We start from the raw sequence: 21,555 nt of genomic DNA, 5'->3' as shown, positions 1-21,555 counted from the left end.
GCATCCGCAATCAAGACCGGGTATTGGGCTTACTGAACGTTTTTCAGCTTGACCACATCACCGGAGATCTTGGTGGTGTAGCCGGTCAGGACCCACGCCCAGAACCAGTTTTCCTGCACCTGGGTGTTGATCATCGCGTCACCGCCCTTGGCTTTGATCGCCGCGTTCTGAGCGCGAACAAAACGGTTGTTCTGCTGGATCGGGATCACGCCGAACAGCAGCAGGCCCGTGGCGCTCGCTTCACTGTGGCCCAGGACGGTGTATTGACTGCTTTCATAATGCTGGGTGTTCATCGGCGTGCCGGTGCAACCCGCCAGAACCAGACCGAACAGGGCCACTGCGACAACTTTACTAACGTACTTCACTGAAAAAGCTCCATGAGATATTGCCCGGGATCCATCTCTCGGGCGGCGCACACTCTAACGGATGAGGTGGCCAATTGGTATCAGCTAAAGCAGGTGATTGGCCGCCCCTTGGTTGGCGGCGGCTTTTGTTCGAGAGAGTGAAACGTCGCGCCTCAGCTCTGAGTTATCGCAGCCGGTGAATGCGCAGAGGGAACAGGCTCGGGAGCAGGCTCGTCGTCCAGCTTGATAAACATCGCCAGCAACGGCCCCATCAGCACCACGGCGATGGAAGCGCCGAACGCCACGGCCCAGTTGTTCCCCGTGATATCCAGCAACCAGCCGATCACCACCGGTGACACGGCGCCCGCCAAGGCCATGCCGGTGAAGGTGCACGCGCTGGAAGTCGCCGAATGTTCGTGGGACACCTCGGTGCCAATGACCCAGAGCGGCGAGTCGGCCAGTTCCGAGCAGAAGAACGAGAAGCTCAGGCCGCAGGCGCAGATGATCAGGTCGTGGGTGAACATCAGCGGAATCAAGCCGATGATCGAGGCCAGGAAGCCAAAGATGATCAAGTCACGGCGTGAGCGCAGACGGTTGCCGGTGACTTTGAAGCGCCAGTCCGAGAGCATGCCGCCGACCGCGGTGCCGACGGTCCCGCCGAGCAGCACAAAGGTCGAAAACAACGCGGTGTGGGTCAGGTCCATGCCGTAGCGCTGGGTGAAGAACGATGGAATCCAGTTGAGGAAAAACCACAGCACCCAACCGTGACAGAAACAAGTGGCAGCGGCCGGCCACACTTTGCGCAGCATCTGCGGCCAATTCACCGGTTTGGCCGCCACGGCTGGTAGCGGCACGGCGGCGGTTTCGAGCACTTTCTTCGATTCGCTCAGGCTGAAATACATGACGAACATGTAGATCAACGTCACCACGCCGAGAATGACGAAGGTCAGTCGCCACGAAAACTGAATGATCATGAACGTCACGATCAAAGGCGCCAGTGCATTGGCCAGGCGTCCCGACGCATGCATCATGCCCTGGGCCGTGCCGCGTTGGGTGATAGGGATGGCGCGGGCAATCATGCGCGCCGCTGTCGGGTAGATCGGCGCTTCGCCGATACCGACCACGAAACGTGCAATCACCAAGACCACCAGACCACTGACCAGCCCTGTGGCAATGGTCGCGGCCGACCAGATTATGCCGTACAGCAACATCGCCTTGCGCGAGCCGATACGGTCACTGAACCAGCCGCCGGGAATCATGAAGCAGCTGTAGGCGATGGCGAAGGCTGAAAACATCATGCCCAGGTTGGTGTTGCTGAAACCCAGCTCCTTGCTGATCGTCGGGGCGGCGACGGCCAGGTTGGTGCGGTCCACGTACATGATGAACGCCATGATGCAAAGCAACACGAACGTCAGCGTTGCCCTGCGTTTTTGCGCGAGCGTAGTCGGAATCATTTTTTCCACCTTTTTTTATAGTTCTAGTGGGCAGGCGGTCATCCCGGACCGCCTGTCATTGCGTTACTTGAAGAAGCCGTGCAACACCTCGTAGGTCTCGTCCGGGCATTCTTCCTGCAGGTAGTGGCCTGAGGGCACGGTGGCGGTCTGCACGATGTTGGTGGCGTAGCGGCTCCAGATTTCCGCGGCGTTATGGTTGCGCCCGACGCCACCCTTTTCGCCCCAGAGAATCAGTGCCGGATTGTCGATCCGCCGGCCCGCGTCGAAATCGGCGGTGTCCATGTCCAGGTCGATGCCGAAGGTGGCGCGATAGTCTTCGCACATAGCGTGGGTGGTGGCCGGATTCTTGATGCAGCGGATGTAATCGGCCAGCGCTTCGGGCCCAAAGAAACTGGTGCCCTGATCGGTCTTCGACAGCTTGCGGCGGATGAAGAACTCCGGATCGGCGTCCATCATTCGCTCTGGCGTCGGGGCGTCCTGGGTCATGAAGAACCAGTGCCAGGAAAACTTGCCCCACTGGCGTGTCACGTTATTCAACAAATAATGTTGCGGCAGCATGTCGACGAAACCGGCCTTGAGCACCTTGTCGCCGTGATCCAGGCACATGCGATGCAGGACCCGCGCGCCACGGTCGTGACCGGCGGCGTAGAACTGCTCGAAACCCAGCGATTGCATGACTTCAACCTGGTCCTGGGCCATGGCACGGAAGGAATAGGCCGAATGATCGCCACCGCCCTCGGGCTTGGAGCTGTCGCCGTAACCGCGCAAGTCGGTGCAGACCACGGTGAAATCCCTGGCCAGGCGCGGCGCGATCTTGTGCCAGGACAGGTGATTGAACGGGTTGCCGTGCATCAGCAGCAACGGTGGGCCTTCGCCGCCCACGACGGTGACAATCTCGGCACCGCTGGTTTTGGTAATGGTCTTGGTGAAATGCTCGAACATGGTGTCAGCCTCGATTTTCTTCTCGATCACTTGGCGGGTGTTTAGCGTTTGGATTTGCGCGCGGCAGCGTTGTCAGCGGCGACCCGGAACGCAGCCGCCATCGCGCCGACGTCTGCAATGCCTTTACCGACGATGTCATAAGCCACGCCGTGTGCCGGAGTCGCGTAAACAGTCTTCAGGCCACCGGTCAGGGTCACGCCGGATGAGAAGCCCAGCAGCTTGGTCGCGATCTGGCCCTGGTCGTGATACATGATCACCACTGCGTCGAAATCACCGTTGCGCGCCTTGATAAACACCGTGTCCGATGGGAACGGCCCCTCGCAGGCCAGGCCTTTGAGGCGCAAGGCTTCGAGCGTCGGGCGGATGATCGTGATCTCTTCATCACCAAACAGGCCGTTCTCGCCGCCATGGGGATTGAGCGCCGCGACGCCGATCCGCGGCGCGTTGTTGCCCAGCGCACGCAACGTGTCGTGGGCCAGTTGCAGCGCCCCTTCGATGCGGTCCGGTTGCACCATATCGACGGCTTTGCGCAGCGCTACATGGGAGGTCACGCGGAAGGTCGAAAACTGCGGGATGATGTTCACTTCGCCGAAGTAACCGACGTGTTCGGTCCAGGCGGCAAACATCTGGTGTTCGTCGTGGTACTTCCAGCCACCGCGATGCAGCCCGGCCTTGTTGAGCGGCGCGAAGCAAATGCCATCGAGCTGACCGGCCAGGGCCATGTCGGTCATGATCTTGAGGGTTTCGCCGGTCAGACGACCCGACTCCGCGTTGACCAGACCGCGCTCATACAACGCAGGATCCACGTTATGTAAATCGATCAAGGGCACGGCAGCCTGGGAGTGGTCGGCCTCGCGCAGGTGCACAATCTTCTGGTAAGGAATGCGCTGCCCGGCGTCACGCATGCCGAGCTCGAGCACTCGCTCGTCACCAATGATCACCACATCCGCCCGCTCACGTGCTTCAGGCGTCGACAACAGCTTGACGACCAACTCAGGGCCAATGCCGGTGACATCGCCCAGCATAAGTCCAATCAGGGGTTTCATCAGTTCTTCTCCAGTCCAGGCAAGGTGTGTCTTTTATTGTTATGGGCAGCGCCGATGGCGGAACGCAGGCCAGAAGTCCGGTGCAACCACTGAGGCCCATCCTAGGCCGACGGGCCGGGCCTTCAAGGTGCAAAACGTGGGGTGGGGGTTCACAGAATGTGGTTTGAGAGGGGTGTAGCAGGAGGTGGTGAAGCAAGGTATTCGGACGGTATCTACGGATACCGACGAAGTGCCCTACAAGAGCTGGAGAAGCAAACGAGCACGCGCAATGGGATCATGATGAATAACCCCACCTCCCTTGCTCTCATTTCGCCGTTTTGGCACCCGCGGTTTTTCGCGAACTGTTGAGGACGACGGCGGCAACGATCAACGCCTTCAACGCACTCTCATCAATCTCATCGCCTTCATGCACATCAATCGCCCGTCGGGTATTGCCTTCAAGACTGGCATTGAATAGTCCCGAAGGATCCTCCAGCGAAGCGCCCTTGGCGAAGGTCATCTTCACGGCGTTCTTGTACGTCTCGCCGGTGCAGATGATGCCCGCGTGTGACCAGACCGGAATCCGCCACTTCCATTCTTCCACTACGTCAGGGTCTGCCTGTTGGATCAGCGCTCGGACCCGGGCGAGCGTTTCGCCCCGCCAGTCACTCAGCTCTTTGATTCTCGCGTCTATCAGCGCAGAGGCGCCTTCGTCCTCTGCGTTCTTTGAGCCGATGGGTTCCTTGTTCATGAGATAACCGCCTCCTTCAGGATGGATTCGCCCGGTTCATGATAGATGGCGTTCACCCGCCTTTGAGGCGCGCTGACTGACGGCTTGCGTCCCTGACCGGTAATGACTGCAGTCAGTCATCAGAATCCAGTCAATGCCTGGCCATCAACCCATGTAACACCCCGACCCTTAACCCCGCTTCCGAAGGCGTCATTTGCGACAGGCCAAAGACCTTGAACGCGGCCAGCATAACCACCAGTCCGCCAGGCAAGCTATTCAGGCGATGGGGTTGCAAACCCGCCAGCCTGAGGTGATTGACCTGCCCCGCTTCAAGCAGGCGCAACGACAGGCGCAGCAGGCCGCCGTAGGTGATTCCGTCTTGGTCATCATCGTTCAAGCCGTTGGCCTTGAGGACTTTGGCGAGCATCCGCGCGGTGCCTGAAGAGCCGATGGCCTGCTGCCAACCCAGCGCCCGGTAACGACGTGCGACCTTTTCAAACTGTACCGTGGCGACGCGCTCGGCTTCCAGCAGGCCCTGAGCCGTAATGCAGCCTCCGTGAAAATAACGCGTGCCAAAAGTGCTGCTGCCAATGGCAATGCTTTCGGTCAACAGGGGCTGTGCGCCCTGCCCCAGAATCAACTCGGTGGAGCCGCCGCCAATGTCCACCACGAGCCGCATACTCGCGGCACTCGGTGTCGTGTGGGCAACCCCGGCATACACCAGCCGGGCTTCTTCATGCCCGGAGATCACGTCAATCCGAAACCCCAGGTGACGCTCGGCGCTGGTCAAAAACAACTGGGCATTGTCGGCTTCGCGCACCGCGCTGGTCGCCACGGCCCGCACCCGTCCAGCCTCGAAGCCGCGCAGTTTTTTGCCGAATCGCGCGAGCGCCTGCCACCCTCGATCCAACGCCAACTCATCCAGCGCGCCGCCCTGGAATCCTTCCGCCAAACGGACGGGCTCGCGCAGGGTTTTGACTTCCTGGATCACGATCTGCTGGTTGCGTCTGACCGACTGGCCAATCATCAGGCGAAACGCGTTGGAGCCCAGGTCGATGGCCGCAAACAGAGAGGCGTTCCCTTTCATGGTGGGGATTCCTGGCAGATTCATCAGCCCGCGGGCGGGTGCGCTGGGTACTGAAGATGGTTTGTGATGATCCTGCCATGCCTTAGGTGACACCAAGATGACACCGCCCCCTTGCGCCGCTGTGTATCACAGTGTGTACGGCTACCCTCTTGATACATGCGTTTTCACCGGGCCTGCGTTTCGACACAGGCCAGATACGTCGCCGCGTTCAAATGTTTTCAAGGTTTCAAGGGGCTCAGCCAGACCCCCTGGCCAACGCCTTGCAACGGAGACATCACCATGAAGATGGCAATGCAGAACAAAACCGGCATGACTCGTCGCCACCTGGTCAGCTCGTCGATCCTGGCATTCGCCCTGTTCGGCGCGCTCGGTGCGGCCCACGCACAAACGAGCGCCACCGTGCAGCCGGCGGCGATCAAGGCCGACGCCGCTCAGGCCACACCCTCCCCGTTCGGCCCGCTGAAGCACATCAAGGCCGGACTGCTGAACGTGGCCTACGCCGAAACAGGCCCGGCTGATGGGCCGGTGGTGATCCTTCTGCACGGCTGGCCGTATGACATTCACAGCTATGACGAAGTCGCCCCGCTGCTTGCAGCGAAGGGCTATCGCGTGCTGATGCCGTATGCGCGCGGTTATGGCGATACGCATTTCCTGTCCGATAAAACCCTTCGCAACGGCCAACCGGCTGCATTGGCCAGCGACGTCATTGATTTCATGGATGCGTTGAAGATCAAACAAGCGGTGCTCGGTGGCTATGACTGGGGCGCACGTTCCGCCGGCATCGTCTCGGCGCTGTGGCCAGAGCGGGTCAAGGCGCTGGTTTCGGTCAGCGGCTACCTGATCGGTAATCAGGCGGCCGGTAAAAACCCGCTGCCACCCAAGGCCGAATTGCAGTGGTGGTACCAGTTTTACTTCGCCACCGACCGTGGTCGTGCCGGGTACGAGAAAAACACTCATGATTTTGCCAAGCTGATCTGGCAACTGGCGTCGCCAAAATGGGCGTTCGATGACGCCACGTTTGACCGCAGCGCCAAGGCCCTGGACAACCCCGACCACGTCGAGATCACCGTCTTCAATTACCGCTGGCGCCTGGGCATGGTCCAGGGCGAGCCTCAATACGAGGCGCTCGAACAGAAACTGGCCACGGCGCCGTCCATCAGCGTGCCGACCATCACCCTTGAAGGCGATGCCAACGGTGCGCCGCACCCAGCCCCCGAGGATTACGCCAAGCGCTTCACCGGCAAATACGAATTCCGGCTGATCAGCGGTGGCATCGGTCACAACTTGCCGCAGGAAGATCCACAGGCGTTCGCCAAGGCGGTGATTGATGCGGATCACCTTTGAGGCCGATCTGAAATAGTCCTTTCACAACGACGGCTCGTTTTATCAACGAGCCGTTTTATGTTGGAAAAAATTCCGCCGACCCCGTTCTGAACATCATTCCAGCAAAGAGACCAGACGCGGTTCCAGGGACGTTTCGAACACATCCAGCAGCGCCAGCGTCACCGGCAGCTTGAAACGCCGCCGCCCCGCACTGCCGGGATTGAGGTAAAGCCGGTCGCCACGCCACTCTATCCGTGGCTTGTGCGAATGACCGGTGATCACCAGCTTGATGGCTGAGTCGAGCGCGGCCGGGACATCAGCGACGTCATGCACCAGCAGCGTTTCCCATCCATCGAGATCAAAACGAAGAAGGTCAGGAAGTTTTTCTGCCCACGGGGCGTCCAGGTCATTATTCCCACGGACAACGTACAGCGCAGCGATAGCCTTGAGTTGATCGAGAATGCCGGCGTTGCCGATGTCACCCGCGTGAATGATCCGCTCACAACCCGCCAGGGCAGCCAGGGCTTCGGCACGGAGCAAGCCGTGAGTATCGGAAATCACACCAACTTTCATGCGCCGCTCCAGATCAGGTTCAAGGATGAGTGACAGCTCCGTCCCGCAACGTCCGCCTGACCTCAGCCTGTATGGCATAAGCCGGCGCCTCCACCGCATTGAAATCTTGTGTATACCGCTGGGCAAATCCTTCTACCCCCCATTCCTGAAACTGCTGCACATGCTTGAGCTCGTGAGCCCAGAGCACGATGTTCTGCTCTGCGCTTTCAGCATCCCGGAAGAGGATGATGTCGATCAGCGTCACGGCACCGACATCGGGGTTTTGCAGCATGGCAGTGGCGGCGTTGAACTGGCCGCTATCGCTGACTTTGTAGCGCGCGGCATCGAGGACGACGGGATCGTACCAGCGCAGCAATTGCTCCCGGATGTGCGGTGGAATGGGTTGCAGGCCGGTGACGGCGGCGTCGGCGCGGGCCTGGGTCAGCCACAGCGCCAAGGCTGGCGCGGCGATCTGGTAAAGGTCATCCGTCAGTCCCATATCTGGCAGGCAGATGCAGCCGTCCAGGCACACTTGCTTCTCGCCAGCCGGGCAGGCGCCGGTCTGGGCTGGCACTTCAAGCGTCAGGCAAAGAACAACAAGCGCCACCAGGCGCGTGATGATGGACGGCATTGGACGCTCCAGGGACGGATGCGGCGCTAACAGTGAATCGGCGTGTCGGCAAAACATCGCTGAACACGACAGACCACTTTTTCCTGCAACTCACTCGCTCTCAGAGGAAGTGGTGGGGTCGAGAGTGGATTCAGCCGCGAGCTTCAATCGATCAGCCTTGCTGATGTATTTAGACTTGCTTGCCGGTGCCAGTTTGGCACTGGCTTTTTTGGCATGCGCCTTTAATAGCTGCTTGATTTTTTTTTGACGATTCATGGTTTTCCACTCGGTGTGTCAGCGCCCGAATGATATCAGCTTAAATGGCCGGACCCGATCCCCGGGGTGCGCACAGGGTGCACAACGCGGGCAATTGACGACAAATCGCAGGCGCTGGCAGAACCGCCCGCCACCGAACGCCTGCCACCGCCGCAATCAGGCCAAGGCTGCGAAAAGCACTACACCAGGGAATAGGCGGGGAAGTCCGTATAACCGACCTCGCCGCGGCGGGTGTAATACGCTGATCGGTCCGCTTCGGCTAACGGCCAGCCGTGCTTGAGACGCTCTGCAAGGTCCGGGTTGGCGATAAAGGGTCTGCCGAAGGCAATTAAGTCCACCAACCCGGTGTCGAGCGCAGCCTGCGCGCTGTTGCGATCAGTGAACCCGCCACACCAGATGATTGCGCCAGGGAACGCGGCCCGAACCTTGGCCAGCAGAGCGTGGTCGAGGTGGTTCGATTTGAACTCGGCCAACTCCATGTTTTCCTCAGGCATCAGCTCGTAGACCAGGTGCAGATAGGCGACGCCGAGACGACCCAGACGCTCAGCCACGTACAGCAAGGTTTCCTCGGTCAGCGGGTCCGCCGGAATACCGTTGAACTTGCCAAACGGCGACAGGCGCACACCCACACGCCCCGGCCACCACTCACGCACCGCCGCTTCAACGACTTCCAGCAGGAACCGTGTACGGTTTTCCAAGCTGCCGCCTCCATATGAATCGGTGCGCGTATTGAGCACCGAGTTCATGAACTGCTCGACCAGATAGCCATTGGCACCATGGATTTCGACACCGTCAAACCCGGCCTCCCGGGCGTGGATGCACTCTTGTGTAAACGTGTCGACCAATGCCATCACCTCCTCTGACGTCAGGCGCCGAGGCTGGCCCGCCGGGATGTGGTCCAACTTGCCATCCGGGCCGTGAGCGAACACTTGCGACTCAGCCCTTTCGTCGGTCACGCCCCAAGGCGCCTCGCCGTTCGGCATGAGCGATGGATGGGCCATCCGGCCGACGTGCCACAGTTGCAGAAATATCGTGCCGCCGTTGCGGTGAACCTGATCGGTCACCAGGTGCCAGCCTTGCCGTTGGGCTGGCGTGTAGATACCGGGTGTCATGGCGTAGCCATTGCTGGAAGGCGCAACGTCCGTTGCCTCGGCGACGATCAGGCCGGCACTGGCTCGCTGCCCATAATAGGTGGCCATCAATTCATTGGGGACGTCACCCTCGGACGTCCGCGTGCGCGTCATGGGCGCCATGACGATACGGTTTTTCAGTCTGAGGGTGCCGCCAACCAACTGAGATTCAAACAGGTCTATCATTGGGCTTCCTTCGGGTCGGATCTGATCGGAAGGAAAGCGTACTGTTCCTAAATCAGGCCTATCTACACACCGTTTAGTCAGTGGTACCCAATGAAGACAATCAATAGACTGCCGGGCTTGCCGATCGAGCGCACGCTGGCTGTGCTCTCCGGGCGCTGGAAGGGAGTCATCCTTCATGTGCTGCTGGACGGACCGCAACGCACCTGTGATCTGGAGAAGCGCATCGTCGGCGTTTCACAGAAGGTGTTGATCGAGCAACTGCGAGCGCTTGAGGAACACGGGATGGTGAGCCGGCAACCCAGCGCCCGGGATCGTCAGGGGATCGAATACCTGCTCACCCCGCTGGGCGAAAGCCTGCGACCCATCCTCGAATTGTTGATCGAATGGGGCGTCCATCACGCGATGGAACTCGACGAGGCCGATCGGCTGTTGCCCTGCGAGGCAGTTGTTCGAGATCGCATTATCCGATCAGAGAATGAGAATGCCTGACTGAGTGCCCGGCATCGCGCCATGGTGATACGCATTGGGCCAGGTTAGCGCTGGCCCGGTAAAAGTTGTGCCCCCCGGAGTGTGGCCGCCGGTCAGCTTGACGACCACGCCCGGTGCCACCTCATATTCGTCTTCGAACGTCTTCAGCTGGTTGTGGAAGGCATCCATGAACTGCTGGGCCGTGGACCGCAAAACGTCGGGCACCGGCGTCGGCATGGTGGTTTGGGTGAAGTCGGGAGTCGCCCAGAAATCGACCTCGGTCGCCGAAACGTGAATTCGCACATCAGGACGCAACCGGTTCTTCACCTCATCGACGAGCAGCCCGCCGATATGGTCCATGTGCATGTGGGTGATCACCACGTCGGTCACCGACGCCAGGTCAATGCCGGGCGACTCCAGACGCTTGGGGAACTGCCCGGCCCGCGGAAAGCCGGGGAACTGCCCACCCAGCCCAGCGTCGACCAGGATGGCTCTACGAAGTCACACGCACTAAGCCACCTTTTCGCCGCCTCGCCGTTTACCCACGCTGAACCTCGCGCCCGCCCGAAGCGCATGGCGGAGTTTCAGCGCCGGCCGTTCGATGCTGTAGTACGAAACGCAACTCAACCCGAACGACAGGATCAGAACGGCGGCAACGATGTGCGCGTCGTAGGCAACCGGCCAGAAAGCACGCAGGAAGTACATCACCACAAAGTGATTCAAAAACACGCCATAGCTGATGTCCCCGAGGAATTCGTCAACCCGGTGAAACTTGAGTTTCGTCAGCACGTACACGGCCGGGATGCCTAAGGCGATGCCCGCCGTCACCTCCGCGTTAAACGGCCGACGCTCAATCAGTCCCGCTTCGATGGCCGCAAACATCAAGGCAGCCACCACGGCAGTGCCGGCAGCGATCGCTAAACCCTTCGCCTGCGGTTTGTACAGGTAGCTGCCGCACAGGAACATGAACAAGACGCCCGGCAACAGGCGATAGCCGTACACATCGGTGTTGAGGAAACCAAGACACGCAGTCATAAATACGGCGACAGACAGGACAAACGCAACGCCCCTCGCCTTGTAGATCAACAGGAATGGAATCACCAGGTAGAAACACATCTCCAGCCCCAGAGACCAGGCCGGCGGCAGAATCAGCGGCCCGGCGAGCCCGAACATGTAGAAGCCGAGGGGCACCATCGTGAGGCTCGCCGCGACGTTCCCGAGCGTCAGCTCGGCGGCTTGAGGCGTGCCGGGCAGCAGGCAATAAATCACGGCGCACGATGCCAGGAAGTAGAACAGGAATTGAGGGTAAAGCCTCAAGGCCCTGTCCATGTAGAACAGCCCGATTTTCTGCGGCGCCTTGTAATTGCGCTCGATGAGCGAGGTCATTACAAAGCCGCTGATGATCAGAAAGGAAATCACGGCAACCACGCCAGGGTTAAGCCCCGCGAACGTTTTACCCATATGAGAAACGGCTACAAGAATAGCCAACAGCAAACGATAAGCGCCCACTTACACTCCTGACGTCCTTGTATTTATGGCGCGTAAACTACGATGCTTTGCGTCCTGAGAACAGGATTATTTCGTGCTGCGGGAACCTGTTTACATTCGTGTGAGATCGACCAGGCAATCCGTGCCGTATGGCGATTCGAATTGGCCCTGACAAAAAAAAGCCCCGCGACCGAAAGGCGGTGCGGGGCAAAAAATTGGTTGGTTGCGGCCAACCAAAGGAGCGCTTGAAAAACGTTTACGGGCCGGGGTCAGATGCAATCCTGGGCGGCGCGTCCGAAACTCGACGGCAGGAAGTTCGAGGCCAGCAAGTGCCGCTCGTAGATGAACACCTTGCCGCCACTGCCGGACTTGTAGGCCTCCAGCACGTTGTCCGCAGAGACTTTGCTCGGCACCACGATCCGGTAGCTGCGCTGGGTCTGCGAGACGGTCGGGCTCAACGCACTGCCCTGCAATTTCGGTACGACGCAGTCGGCGTATTGCGCAGGTGTCTTACTGGTCTGCAGGGTCAGCGTCGGGTCGTTCGGCGCAGAGGCGCAACCGGCGAGCAATAGAGAGGCAAACGCCATGGCAGGCACAAATAAAGGGCGCATGGGTGTCATCCTGAAAATAAAAAGTCCGGTTCATCGCGTGACGGGTCAGCATCACGGGCTGTGTTCGATGGGGGCGATTTTCCGGTGATTACTGACAAAGCAGAACTTGTCTTTCGTGATTGTCACTATTACCTCACGCAATAGTTGCGCGCCGTGCAGACTCGTACACACTCAATCACAACCGAAATACATTGATGAGGCCTCTCCTTGAGAACGTTTGACCTGATCCGCGACGCCGTCCTGCCCGAGTTCCGTGACCGGGTGGCCGAGTATCTGATCGAGTACGAAACTGTACTGCTGTGCGAAAACCCGCCCGACCGGGAGTTAACTCGTACCACCGCCAACCAGCTGCGTGGTTATTTGCGCGGGCTGAACACCACGCGGGTGTTGGGCATGGCTGATTGGGAGGAACTGGATCGGCGGGTGGTGGATACGTGGCTAGCACCCGACCAATGACAGCGGGTCCAGACTCCGGTCTCGGTGGATGAGACGGTTCACCCGTTGGTGGATCATCTAGTGGGGTAATCGCGCTACGCCCTGCTGGGTATGTCCAACAGGATCATGGTGGCGAAAATCAAGGCGAACCGGGTTTTAATCGGGACTGAAGCAATAGGCCGCCCTCTTGTTGCCGTCCAGATCACGGGCATAGGCAGCGTAGGCATTCGGTGCCCAGCCACGCGGTCGCGGCAGGCATTCACAGGTACCGCCAGCGGCCAAGGCGGCTGCATGGAACGCGTCGATGGCGGCACGGGGCGGCGCTTCGAAACTGATGGTCACCCCATTACCGACGCTGGCAGGTGCGTCGTTCGCCGGTTTCAGAACAAAGAAGGACGGTAAGTTCTCGCCCCAGATAGAACCGTTGTCGCCGAGGTCGGCAATACGCTTCTGGCCCAATTCGCCCAGTAAGCTGTCGTAGAAACTGCGGGCGTTGTTCAAATCATTGGTGCCGACTGAAACGTCAGTGAATACGCATTTTTTTGCGCTTCGTCAGGTGGAGAATGACGCGCAGTACGGCGTCGGGGTTTGGCCAAAAATGTGCCCCGAGCCTTTGAAAAACAGTGATGAATCGGCATTAATCCGATGTGAGAAGCGCATAGGCACAGAGGTGGCCTTCACAACAGTCGATGCCTTGATACTCTGTGTGCCCCATGACCATGGACATCAGCACATGGAAATAGCACCACCATTCGTCATTCTTGAAACCACCCATTGGCTTCTCAATCATCATAGGTCGTCGGCGCTTCCCGGCTATTTGATGCTGGGGGCGAAAACTCAGGTCAACTCACTGGCTGAACTTCCCGAAGATGCACTCGCAGAGTTGGGTGGGCTGATGGCCAACATCCAGAAAACCCTTGAATGGCAGCTGAAGCCGAAATGGCTCTACATCAGCCGATTCGGTCACGCCCCTGGCTACCCCATCCACTTTCACTTCATTCCGGTGTACGCCTGGGTCGAGACGCTTTTCTGGAAAGATGCCCGGTACAGGCTTTTGCAGACTTTCGCCAGCGACGAAAACGCCCAGTCACTGACTGATGGAGCGGAACTCACGCTGTTCATCTGGCGTGAATTTGGAGAAAGCCCTGAGCCGCCTGAAGCTCAAGGGCCGTCAATCAAGCAGGTTATTGATGATTTACGAATAGCATTCAGATAGGGGGAGCGGGTTTGTTCGTTTGGGGTCGATGTCCTTCGTGAATGGTAGCTATTGGCCGACTTCTGCCCGTCACCAGGGACTGCAATCGGCCCAGAGTGTGTAAAAACGTCAGATTGGGTTTTCTATCATCGACGCTAGGAGACCGTGCTCACGTTTCGCAAACTGATCAAGGTCACGACGCTTTCAGGAACAGTTAAAACAGCTCAGCAGCCTTTTAAAGTCATTTGGAAGGGGTAAAAAAGACCGGTTTTTACGCCGTTAACGCTTTCATCAAACCAGTGGTGCCGATGATTTTCATGACCCTTTTCAGGTTGTAGGCGAGCACGTTCAGGCTCATCTCTGCACTCACCCCGTTAAGCTTTCGGGTCAGGAAGTGTGTCGCGCCCATCCATTGCTTGAGCGTCCCGAAGGGATGCTCAACCGTCCGTTTTCGGATCCGCATCATTTCCGGCGCGTTGCTCAGCCGGTTCTGCATTTCCTCCAGTACGGCTTCATGCTCCCAGCGTCGAACCCGCCGTTCCGTGCTCGGTGTGCACTGCGGTTTCATTGCGCAGCCCCGGCATTTCGAACTCCAGTAACGGTGCAACGTCAGGCCTTTTTCAACGTTGGTATAGCGCCAGATCAGCGCCTCTCCAGCCGGGCAAATGTATTCGTTTTTTTCCGCGTCATAGATGAAGGCATCGTTATTGAAACGCCCGTCAGCCTTGGCTCCAGAGGTCATCGGCTTGGGCACATAGGCGGTGATACCTGCATCGTGACAAGCCAGGATTTGTTCGCTTTTGAAGTAACCTCGGTCAGCCACTACCGACAACGTATCTGACGCCATCGCCTCGCGGGCCTGCTTGGCCATCGAGCTGAGTTGATCGCGGTCGGAACCGACGTTGGTCACCTCGTGCGCAACGATCAAATGGTGCTGAGTATCGACCGCTGTCTGCACGTTGTAGCCGACGATTCCCGTACCGCGCGTCATCATGGAGCGGGCGTCTGGATCGGTCAGTGAGACCTGTTTATCCGGCGATTCATTGAGCTGGATTTCGATCGCTTGAAGCTCCTTCATTTGAGTTTTGAGCTTGGCGATTTTTTCCTCCAGCCGCACGGCGCTGGGCTCAGAGGAAGTTGGTTCTTGCCGATCGGCAGCATCGAGCGCAGTCAGGTAACGGCTGATGCTCGATTCAATTTCTTCCATTCGCCGCTTCAGTTTGGCGCTGGTGAAGTTGCGGTCACGATTGTTGACGGCCTTGAATTTACTGCCGTCGATGGCAACCAGATTTTCTCCGAACAATCCTAGCTGCTGACAGAGCACGACGAACTGACGGCAGACTCCTCGGATGGCCTTGCTGTTGTCTTTTCGGAAGTTGGCGATGGTCTTGAAATCCGGCGTCAATCGCCCGGTCAGCCACATCAATTCGACATTGCGCTGCGTCTCTCGCTCAAGGCGCCTGCTCGACTGAATGCGGTTGAGATAGCCGTAGATGTAAATCTTCAGCAGGATCGCGGGATGATAAGCTGGCCGGCCCGTATCTGCCGGTATGACACCGTCAAAACCCAGCTTGACCAGGTCGAGTTCATCGACGAAAACGTCAACTACACGCACCGGATTGGTATCGCTGACGTAGTCGTCAAGGCTCTCGGGAAGCAAGGTGCTTTGGCCGCGATGTTCGCCTTGGATGAAGCGCTTCATTGACGATCCCTGAGTTAACTCCCTCGGAAATCATAGCAAAGGTGCGTGGAGGTATAGGCTCCATGGCAGAAGCAGACTTCAGTTACCCCTCTCACCGGTGAACAATTTTTGAGGTGCTGACGATGACGCGCTTACAGGTTGTAAAGATTGACTTAAGTGGGGTGGCGAGTTCCGATGAACTCCATTCCACCTTGAGGGTTGCGCTCGGATTCCCCGGCTGGTACGGCTGTAATTGGGATGCTTTCTGGGACGCAATTACAGGACTTGTGCAAATGCCCGCGCAACTGAAAATTTCAGGGTGGGATACTTTATCCAGACGTTTGCCGGGGGATGCGAAGCTCATGCAAAAATGCCTTGCAGACATGAAGATTGAGTATCCAGAACTCGCATCAGATGTGGAGTTCGACTAAACGATTTTTCAAGCCTACATTCGGTCGGGGCCACGTAAAAACGTCAGCTTCACCCAGGGAAACTTTTAGCAGACCCAGCAACGAGATCCTTGGTTCAGTGCCGTTGGCTGATCTGTTTTTACACACTCTGGGCCAGAAGCTGCCGGTCAAAAGTACAGAAAACAAATCTGTCCCTTTCTTCTTTCTGGCCGGTTGGCTGACCGGATTGCGGGTTACGCGGGATGGTCACGTTGTGGCTGAAGGCCTTCTGGACGCAATTCGACGCAGAGTCCTTCGCAGCCGCCAATTGCCAGCAGGTCTGTTCGATCAGTGAGACACATTCGCTCCATGGCGGAGCAGGCCTGCCTGGAATCAAGCCCGGACGTACTGCTCAGTACCTGAACCACACAGTCCGTGTTGGATCGCCCGCGCTTGCGTGGCGCCGATCCGGGTCAATTTTCATATTGAGCATCATCTGATGGCGTCAGCGCCCTATTTCCGCTTGCCTAAATTGCATGCACTTTAGCGCCAGCGCGGCATCGTGCCGCAGCCACCCACCTACTTGCAGGTGCTCAAGCGTGTGAGCATGCGAGCTCACAACGTCTGATTGATAAACCGGGGGGATTCAGGGATTTAACGGGCTATAAAAGTAGACGTTCAAGAACGCACAGCGACGTTATTGAGCTATACCCAATAGTCCTCCCACCGCACTTCTTCCAATATTGGAGGTTGGCAATGAAACTCCGTCTCCCCCTGTCAGTGCTATTGACTACCGCAAGTCTCTTCGGCTGCACCAGCTCCTCACACCAATCAATGAATCTTCCGTTGGCAGCGACCCATAAAAACCCTGGTCATACCGCCACGACTACATTGACTGGCGAAGGCAATCAAACCAACTTTGACTTCTACATTACCGGCGTTCCAAACGGGACCATCCTGCCGCCGCGCATCTACACCTTCATCAACAAAGGCAGTTGCCAGCAACCCGGGCCAGTCGCGTACGCAATGAACGATAAGGTCAACACCGAACCCAATGCAGGCACCGGTGGATGGACCTTTTACAGAAGCGCGCCCATTACAATGCCAGACCTGCTTTCCGGCAAGTACGCCGTTGTCGTGCGTACTTCACCCGAGGATGGCAGCGCCGATATTTTCTGCGGCGATATTGCACACGCGACTCGATGAACCGTCGGTAGTCATTTTTAAGTCGAGTCGCGCTTTGTGGCGATTGTGTTTACCGCGTTCATGGTTGGTATCTAGTCAGTTTGTAATCCTGGCGTTACATACACCAACAAAACACGGCTATCGCCCCGTTGATTTGAAAAAACCGCACTAGACTCCTTCCTGCGCCTTAACCCGTGCATGGTCATGCCACAGGGGGAAATGATTCTGTACGCAGTACCTAGGCTAATTACTCGGTGGTCAATGCACCATGGGTCAATGTTGATGTGCACCATCACCGGTTGCCAGCACCATGAAACAACGAGGAATCCTGGTATGGAACAGTTATCGGACCGTTTCAAACTATCAATAGTGTTTGCTGCGCTTTTGTCACTGAACGGACTTGCCCATGCGGCTCAGACGGAAAAGACCAATATTCTGTTTATCGTCTCCGACGATACCGGCTATGGCGACCTGGGCCCTTACGGCGGTGGGGTCGGTCGAGGCATGCCGACGCCCAGCATCGATGAGCTGGCGGCGGAAGGGGTCACTTTTTACTCTTTTTATGCCCAGCCAAGCTGCACACCGGGTCGGGCAGCCATGCAAACCGGGCGTATTCCTAATCGTAGCGGCATGACCACCGTGGCCTTCCAGGGCCAGGGCGGTGGTCTGCCAGCAGCCGAGTGGACGCTGGCATCGGTGCTGAAAACCGGTGGCTACGACACCTATTTCACCGGCAAATGGCATTTGGGCGAAGCCGATTATGCGCTACCCAATGCGCAAGGTTATGACGTGATGAAATACGTCGGCCTGTATCACCTCAACGCTTACACCTACGCCGATCCGACCTGGTTCCCGGACATGGACCCGGAAACCCGCGCCATGTTCCAACGGGTGACCAAGGGCGCATTGTCCGGCAAGGCCGGGGAAAAACCGATCGAAGAATTCAAGGTCAACGGCCAGTACGTGGACACGCCTGTCGTGGATGGAAAACCTGGCGTGGTCGGCATTCCGTTCTTTGACAACTATGTCGAAAAAGCTGCCCTGGAGTTTCTCGACACGGCAGCCAAATCGGACAAGCCGTTTTTCATCAACGTCAATTTCATGAAAGTGCACCAGCCGAACATGCCTGCACCGGAGTTCGTGCATAAATCCATGTCTAAGTCCAAGTACGCCGACTCGGTGGTCGAACTCGATACCCACATCGGCCGCATTTTGGACAAGCTCAAGGCACTGGGCCTGGATAAGAACACGCTTGTGGTTTACACCACTGACAACGGGGCCTGGCAGGATGTTTATCCGGACGCCGGCTACACCCCGTTCCGCGGGACCAAGGGCACAGTGCGTGAGGGCGGTAACCGGGTACCAGCCATTGCCGTCTGGCCAGACAAGATCAAGCCCGACACAAAAAACCACGAGCTGCTCGGTGGCCTGGATTTGATGGCGACCTTCGCCTCTGTCGCTGGCGTGAAGCTGCCGGAAAAAGATCGCGAAGGTCAGCCAATCATCTTCGACAGTTACGACATGACCCCTGTACTCACCGGCAGTGGCCCTTCTCCGCGCAAGGAGTGGTTCTACTTCACCGAGAACGAACTGTCCCCGGGTGCGGCGCGTGTCGGAAACTACAAGGCCGTTTTCAACCTGCGCGGCGATGATGGCGCGCAAACTGGCGGCCTGGCGGTGGACACTAACCTGGGATGGAAAGGCGCAGAAAAATATGTAGCTACCGTGCCGCAGGTCTTTGACTTGTGGCAAGACCCGCAAGAGCGCTATGACCTGTTCATGAACAACTTTACTGAGCGTACCTGGACGATGGTGCCGATCACAGGCGCGATCATGAAGCTAATGAAAACCTACGTCGATTACCCACCACGCAAACTGCAAAGCATGGGTTATGACGGGCCGATCGAGCTGTCGCAATACCAGAAATTCCAAACCGTGCGTGACACCTTGAAAAAAGAAGGCATCAACCTGCCGATGCCAGCAGGTAACTGATCAGACAGGAGAAACATGGCGGCTTCATCAGAGGCCGCCACTTCGCCATTTTGACGTTTGCGAGCAGCGACCACTCGTGACGCCTACAGATGCATCAGCGGAGCTGGAATCATTTTGGAAACAACAGCGTATACGCCACCCGAAACCCCCAGCCTTGTGCGCCATCTTTCGGACTTTCAGCCCAATACCGTGGGCCCACTTGCAAGCTCATGGGTTGATGACCCACTTTGAACAGCTGGGTCACGAACAGGTTGATTGGCACTGACCATTCGCGGGTTTTCCAGTCGTAGGTGGACTCAGTGTTGATGCCGAAGGTGGTGTAGGTAGGGGTGGTGTAGCTGAAGAACGGTTGCAGGAAGGTCTGGTTGATTTTGTCTTTGTCATCGGGAGGGCTGTGGTCCAGCGACCAAATGTGATTGGCCAGGATACCGCGGGTCCAGCCGTTACTTTGCTTGAGGGCAACCACGGTAGGACCCGCCCCCCACTGCTCACCACTCAACAGCTCATCACTGCCGGTTGGCACCAGGATTACCGGTCCTGCCCCCCAAATCCAGCCGCTCGCGGTCGGGTGTTTGGGTGAAAAAAAGAAGCTCTGGGTCACATCACCGACCCCGGACTTGTCCGCCTGCCCACCCGGTACCAGACCGTGTTGATCGATAACTGGAAGGATGGTTCGGGAAATAAGGTTCCACTCGTCATTGAGGGTGAAGGGCAGCACCGGCTGGATATTGGTGACGCTTTGGTAGCCCTCGCCACTGGGGCCGAGTTTCTGGTTCCAGTTGTACTGAATCGGCACGCTGTACAGCGCAGCAACCGGGTTCAGTGATTGTTTGGCCAGCTCGGCCTGGCTATCGGCAGTTTTGCCGGTATCGGGCCAGATAATTACCAGGGCAATGACAGGCATGAGGTGGACGACTTTGCTCATCAGTAGCTCCTTCTCGATAACGAGAATATGCACTACCACTGCGGTTGTGCCGCCTCGATGCGAAGCGACCCGGAGAGCTTAGTTCAGGTTTTCTCGACTAGTATCAATTCGACTTGAGAAGGCGCGTGGGATGCCTGCTGTTACTCCATGGACATGCGGGCGTGCGCTACGTTAATTCGAAAATGGATAGAGGTTAACCATGCCAACCAAAACCACTGCCCTGCCTGCTTGTACGCTCCTCGCGCTGTGCTGCCAGCAAGCCTGGGCCGGCGGCATCATGCTCTACGAAATCAGCACCGATAACGCTGGCCTGGCCAACGCCGGTGCCGCCGCCCGGGCCCAAGGCCCAGCGACCATCGCCAGTAACCCGGCGGGTATGAGTTACCTGCCGGGCACGCAGATCACCGGCGGCTTGCAAGTGCTGTATGGCGACCTGAGCTTCGATCGCGACGCCGGCAGCAATGTGGCCGGCAGCGGCAGTGGCAATGCCCTCGAACCGATCCCCGGTGGCAGTTTCTTCATCAGCCATGAACTGGATGAACATTGGAGCGTCGGCTTCGGCCAGTACGGCGACTTCGGCTTGGCGGTCAACTACGACAACGATTGGTCCGGCCGCTACTTCGCGCAGAACTCCAGCCTGCTGGGTCTGTCCCTGGTGCCCAGCGTGGCGTATCGCTTCAACGAGCAATGGTCGGTGGGCGTTGGCGTCAAGGCCATGTACGGCATGTTGCAGGCGCAAACCGCCATCGACCGCTCTCCCTTCGGTTTCACCGATCGCGCTGACGGTCAGTACAAGTACAAGGATGGTGCCTGGGGTTATGGCGCCAACGTCGGGGTGATCTATGCCCCGCAATCCGGCACCCGCATTGGCCTGGCCTACACCAGCAAAGTCGACCTGGACTTCGAAGACCGGCTGGATGTGAAAGGCGACGGCCGTTTGCTGGAACGCATCAACGACACCAACACCAAACTCGACACCACCGTGCCGCAGACCGTGACCCTCAGCCTGTTCCAGCAACTGGACCGGCAATGGGCCTTGCTGGCCTCGGCCAACTGGCAGGACTGGTCGGAATTCGGTGAGATCGGCGTACAGGTCGACACCACGGCGTTTGGCGCGCAGTCGAAATCGGTCGATGCCGGTTTCAAGGACACCTGGCACCTGTCCCTTGGCGCGCAGTACCAGGCCACCGAGCAATGGCTGTGGAATGTCGGCGTGGCCTACGACAGCAGCGCTGTCTCCGATAGCAAACGCAGCGTGATCGTACCTATGGGCGAGTCCTGGCGCATCGCCACAGGCGCCACCTATGCTCTGAACCAAGACACCGACATCAACGTCAGTTGGGCCATGGTCTGGCTCGGCGACATGCCGGTGGACCAGACCAAGTCGATCTCGGGCAACCGAGTCTCCGGTCAGTTCGACGATGCCTGGATTCAAGCCCTGACCGGCAACATGACGTGGCGTTTCTGAAGTTCCGCTATCGAAAAATGATGACTCAATCCATGAATCGCATTTTGAGCCCTAAATTC

The 21,555-nt window shown here is 58.1% G+C and carries 23 protein-coding genes and 1 pseudogene; 8 read left to right on the top strand and 16 right to left on the bottom strand.

The window, feature by feature from the left end; all coding sequences use genetic code 11:
• Nucleotides 1–29: 29 nt before the first annotated feature.
• The 6 genes from HP062_RS01645 to HP062_RS01620 form a co-directional block, all read right to left on the bottom strand.
• Nucleotides 30–365: a hypothetical protein gene (locus tag HP062_RS01645; RefSeq protein ID WP_010459119.1), complete on the bottom strand. Its 336-nt coding sequence runs from the start codon at nt 363–365 to the stop codon at nt 30–32.
• Nucleotides 366–517: 152 nt separating this feature from the next.
• Nucleotides 518–1,798 carry an MFS transporter gene (locus tag HP062_RS01640; RefSeq protein ID WP_172790675.1) on the bottom strand — a complete coding sequence of 427 codons (1,281 nt, stop codon included), beginning with the start codon at nt 1,796–1,798 and terminating at the stop codon, nt 518–520.
• 63 nt (nt 1,799–1,861) lie between these two features.
• The gene (locus HP062_RS01635; protein ID WP_010459117.1) at nt 1,862–2,740 is read right to left on the bottom strand and encodes an alpha/beta fold hydrolase; all 879 of its coding nucleotides are present in this window, start codon (nt 2,738–2,740) and stop codon (nt 1,862–1,864) included.
• A 41-nt stretch (nt 2,741–2,781) separates the two neighbouring features.
• On the bottom strand, nt 2,782–3,786 hold the full coding sequence (locus tag HP062_RS01630; protein ID WP_172790674.1) for a PdxA family protein: 1,005 nt from the start codon (nt 3,784–3,786) through the stop codon (nt 2,782–2,784).
• Between the two features lie 304 nt (nt 3,787–4,090).
• The gene (locus HP062_RS01625; protein ID WP_172790673.1) at nt 4,091–4,516 is read right to left on the bottom strand and encodes a DUF1801 domain-containing protein; all 426 of its coding nucleotides are present in this window, start codon (nt 4,514–4,516) and stop codon (nt 4,091–4,093) included.
• A gap of 130 nt (nt 4,517–4,646) precedes the next feature.
• A complete protein-coding gene (locus tag HP062_RS01620; protein WP_145310873.1) occupies nt 4,647–5,582 on the bottom strand; it encodes a Ppx/GppA family phosphatase in 936 nt (311 codons plus the stop codon).
• A 279-nt stretch (nt 5,583–5,861) separates the two neighbouring features.
• Here HP062_RS01620 and HP062_RS01615 point away from each other — a divergent pair, with 279 nt between their 5' ends.
• Nucleotides 5,862–6,926, top strand: coding sequence for an alpha/beta fold hydrolase (locus HP062_RS01615; protein WP_042932165.1), 1,065 nt, complete (start codon nt 5,862–5,864; stop codon nt 6,924–6,926).
• Nucleotides 6,927–7,019: 93 nt separating this feature from the next.
• Here HP062_RS01615 and HP062_RS01610 read toward each other — a convergent pair whose 3' ends face one another.
• The 4 genes from HP062_RS01610 to HP062_RS01595 form a co-directional block, all read right to left on the bottom strand.
• Complete coding sequence (locus tag HP062_RS01610) at nt 7,020–7,478, bottom strand: metallophosphoesterase family protein (RefSeq protein WP_172790672.1); 459 nt, start codon at nt 7,476–7,478, stop codon at nt 7,020–7,022.
• A gap of 19 nt (nt 7,479–7,497) precedes the next feature.
• A complete protein-coding gene (locus HP062_RS01605) occupies nt 7,498–8,088 on the bottom strand; it encodes a DUF4157 domain-containing protein (RefSeq protein ID WP_083377108.1) in 591 nt (196 codons plus the stop codon).
• Nucleotides 8,089–8,178: 90 nt separating this feature from the next.
• Nucleotides 8,179–8,343 carry a DUF2986 domain-containing protein gene (locus HP062_RS01600; protein WP_010459110.1) on the bottom strand — a complete coding sequence of 55 codons (165 nt, stop codon included), beginning with the start codon at nt 8,341–8,343 and terminating at the stop codon, nt 8,179–8,181.
• Nucleotides 8,344–8,522: 179 nt separating this feature from the next.
• Nucleotides 8,523–9,659 carry an alkene reductase gene (locus tag HP062_RS01595; protein WP_172790671.1) on the bottom strand — a complete coding sequence of 379 codons (1,137 nt, stop codon included), beginning with the start codon at nt 9,657–9,659 and terminating at the stop codon, nt 8,523–8,525.
• Between the two features lie 117 nt (nt 9,660–9,776).
• Between HP062_RS01595 and HP062_RS01590 the strand changes: the two genes are divergently transcribed.
• Entirely contained in the window at nt 9,777–10,148 is a 372-nt protein-coding gene (locus HP062_RS01590) for a helix-turn-helix domain-containing protein (protein ID WP_234452946.1), read from the top strand.
• A 21-nt stretch (nt 10,149–10,169) separates the two neighbouring features.
• Here the strand turns inward: HP062_RS01590 and HP062_RS01585 are convergent.
• From HP062_RS01585 to HP062_RS01575, 3 genes and pseudogenes are all read right to left on the bottom strand, one after another.
• Nucleotides 10,170–10,622 (bottom strand): annotated as a pseudogene (locus HP062_RS01585) (MBL fold metallo-hydrolase); the annotation flags it as partial.
• Between the two features lie 15 nt (nt 10,623–10,637).
• Nucleotides 10,638–11,636: an acyltransferase gene (locus tag HP062_RS01580; protein WP_172790670.1), complete on the bottom strand. Its 999-nt coding sequence runs from the start codon at nt 11,634–11,636 to the stop codon at nt 10,638–10,640.
• Between the two features lie 248 nt (nt 11,637–11,884).
• Nucleotides 11,885–12,226: a hypothetical protein gene (locus HP062_RS01575; RefSeq protein WP_010459105.1), complete on the bottom strand. Its 342-nt coding sequence runs from the start codon at nt 12,224–12,226 to the stop codon at nt 11,885–11,887.
• A 207-nt stretch (nt 12,227–12,433) separates the two neighbouring features.
• Here HP062_RS01575 and HP062_RS01570 point away from each other — a divergent pair, with 207 nt between their 5' ends.
• Complete coding sequence (locus tag HP062_RS01570) at nt 12,434–12,682, top strand: hypothetical protein (protein WP_172790669.1); 249 nt, start codon at nt 12,434–12,436, stop codon at nt 12,680–12,682.
• 135 nt (nt 12,683–12,817) lie between these two features.
• Here HP062_RS01570 and HP062_RS01565 read toward each other — a convergent pair whose 3' ends face one another.
• A complete protein-coding gene (locus tag HP062_RS01565; RefSeq protein ID WP_172790668.1) occupies nt 12,818–13,162 on the bottom strand; it encodes a VOC family protein in 345 nt (114 codons plus the stop codon).
• 232 nt (nt 13,163–13,394) lie between these two features.
• Between HP062_RS01565 and HP062_RS01560 the strand changes: the two genes are divergently transcribed.
• A complete protein-coding gene (locus HP062_RS01560; RefSeq protein ID WP_172792524.1) occupies nt 13,395–13,877 on the top strand; it encodes an HIT family protein in 483 nt (160 codons plus the stop codon).
• A gap of 250 nt (nt 13,878–14,127) precedes the next feature.
• Here the strand turns inward: HP062_RS01560 and HP062_RS01555 are convergent, their stop codons facing one another.
• Complete coding sequence (locus HP062_RS01555) at nt 14,128–15,558, bottom strand: IS1182 family transposase (RefSeq protein ID WP_172790667.1); 1,431 nt, start codon at nt 15,556–15,558, stop codon at nt 14,128–14,130.
• Between the two features lie 122 nt (nt 15,559–15,680).
• Between HP062_RS01555 and HP062_RS01550 the strand changes: the two genes are divergently transcribed.
• The 3 genes from HP062_RS01550 (at nt 15,681) to HP062_RS01535 (ending at nt 19,103) form a co-directional block, all read left to right on the top strand.
• A complete protein-coding gene (locus HP062_RS01550) occupies nt 15,681–15,968 on the top strand; it encodes a barstar family protein (protein ID WP_105642014.1) in 288 nt (95 codons plus the stop codon).
• Between the two features lie 714 nt (nt 15,969–16,682).
• Nucleotides 16,683–17,132, top strand: coding sequence for a hypothetical protein (locus HP062_RS01540; protein WP_010459101.1), 450 nt, complete (start codon nt 16,683–16,685; stop codon nt 17,130–17,132).
• Between the two features lie 312 nt (nt 17,133–17,444).
• Nucleotides 17,445–19,103 carry an arylsulfatase gene (locus tag HP062_RS01535; protein WP_010459100.1) on the top strand — a complete coding sequence of 553 codons (1,659 nt, stop codon included), beginning with the start codon at nt 17,445–17,447 and terminating at the stop codon, nt 19,101–19,103.
• Nucleotides 19,104–19,212: 109 nt separating this feature from the next.
• Here the strand turns inward: HP062_RS01535 and HP062_RS01530 are convergent, their stop codons facing one another.
• Nucleotides 19,213–20,007 (bottom strand): transporter, encoded by a 795-nt coding sequence (locus HP062_RS01530; RefSeq protein ID WP_256666187.1) that lies wholly within the window; start codon nt 20,005–20,007, stop codon nt 19,213–19,215.
• A gap of 220 nt (nt 20,008–20,227) precedes the next feature.
• Between HP062_RS01530 and HP062_RS01525 the strand changes: the two genes are divergently transcribed.
• Complete coding sequence (locus tag HP062_RS01525; protein WP_172790665.1) at nt 20,228–21,496, top strand: OmpP1/FadL family transporter; 1,269 nt, start codon at nt 20,228–20,230, stop codon at nt 21,494–21,496.
• The last annotated feature ends 59 nt before the right edge of the window (nt 21,497–21,555 follow it).

Source organism: Pseudomonas sp. B14-6, from assembly GCF_013260315.1.
Taxonomy (GTDB): Bacteria; Pseudomonadota; Gammaproteobacteria; order Pseudomonadales; family Pseudomonadaceae; genus Aquipseudomonas; species Aquipseudomonas mandelii.
This window is presented reverse-complemented; position numbering and strand designations above follow the sequence as displayed.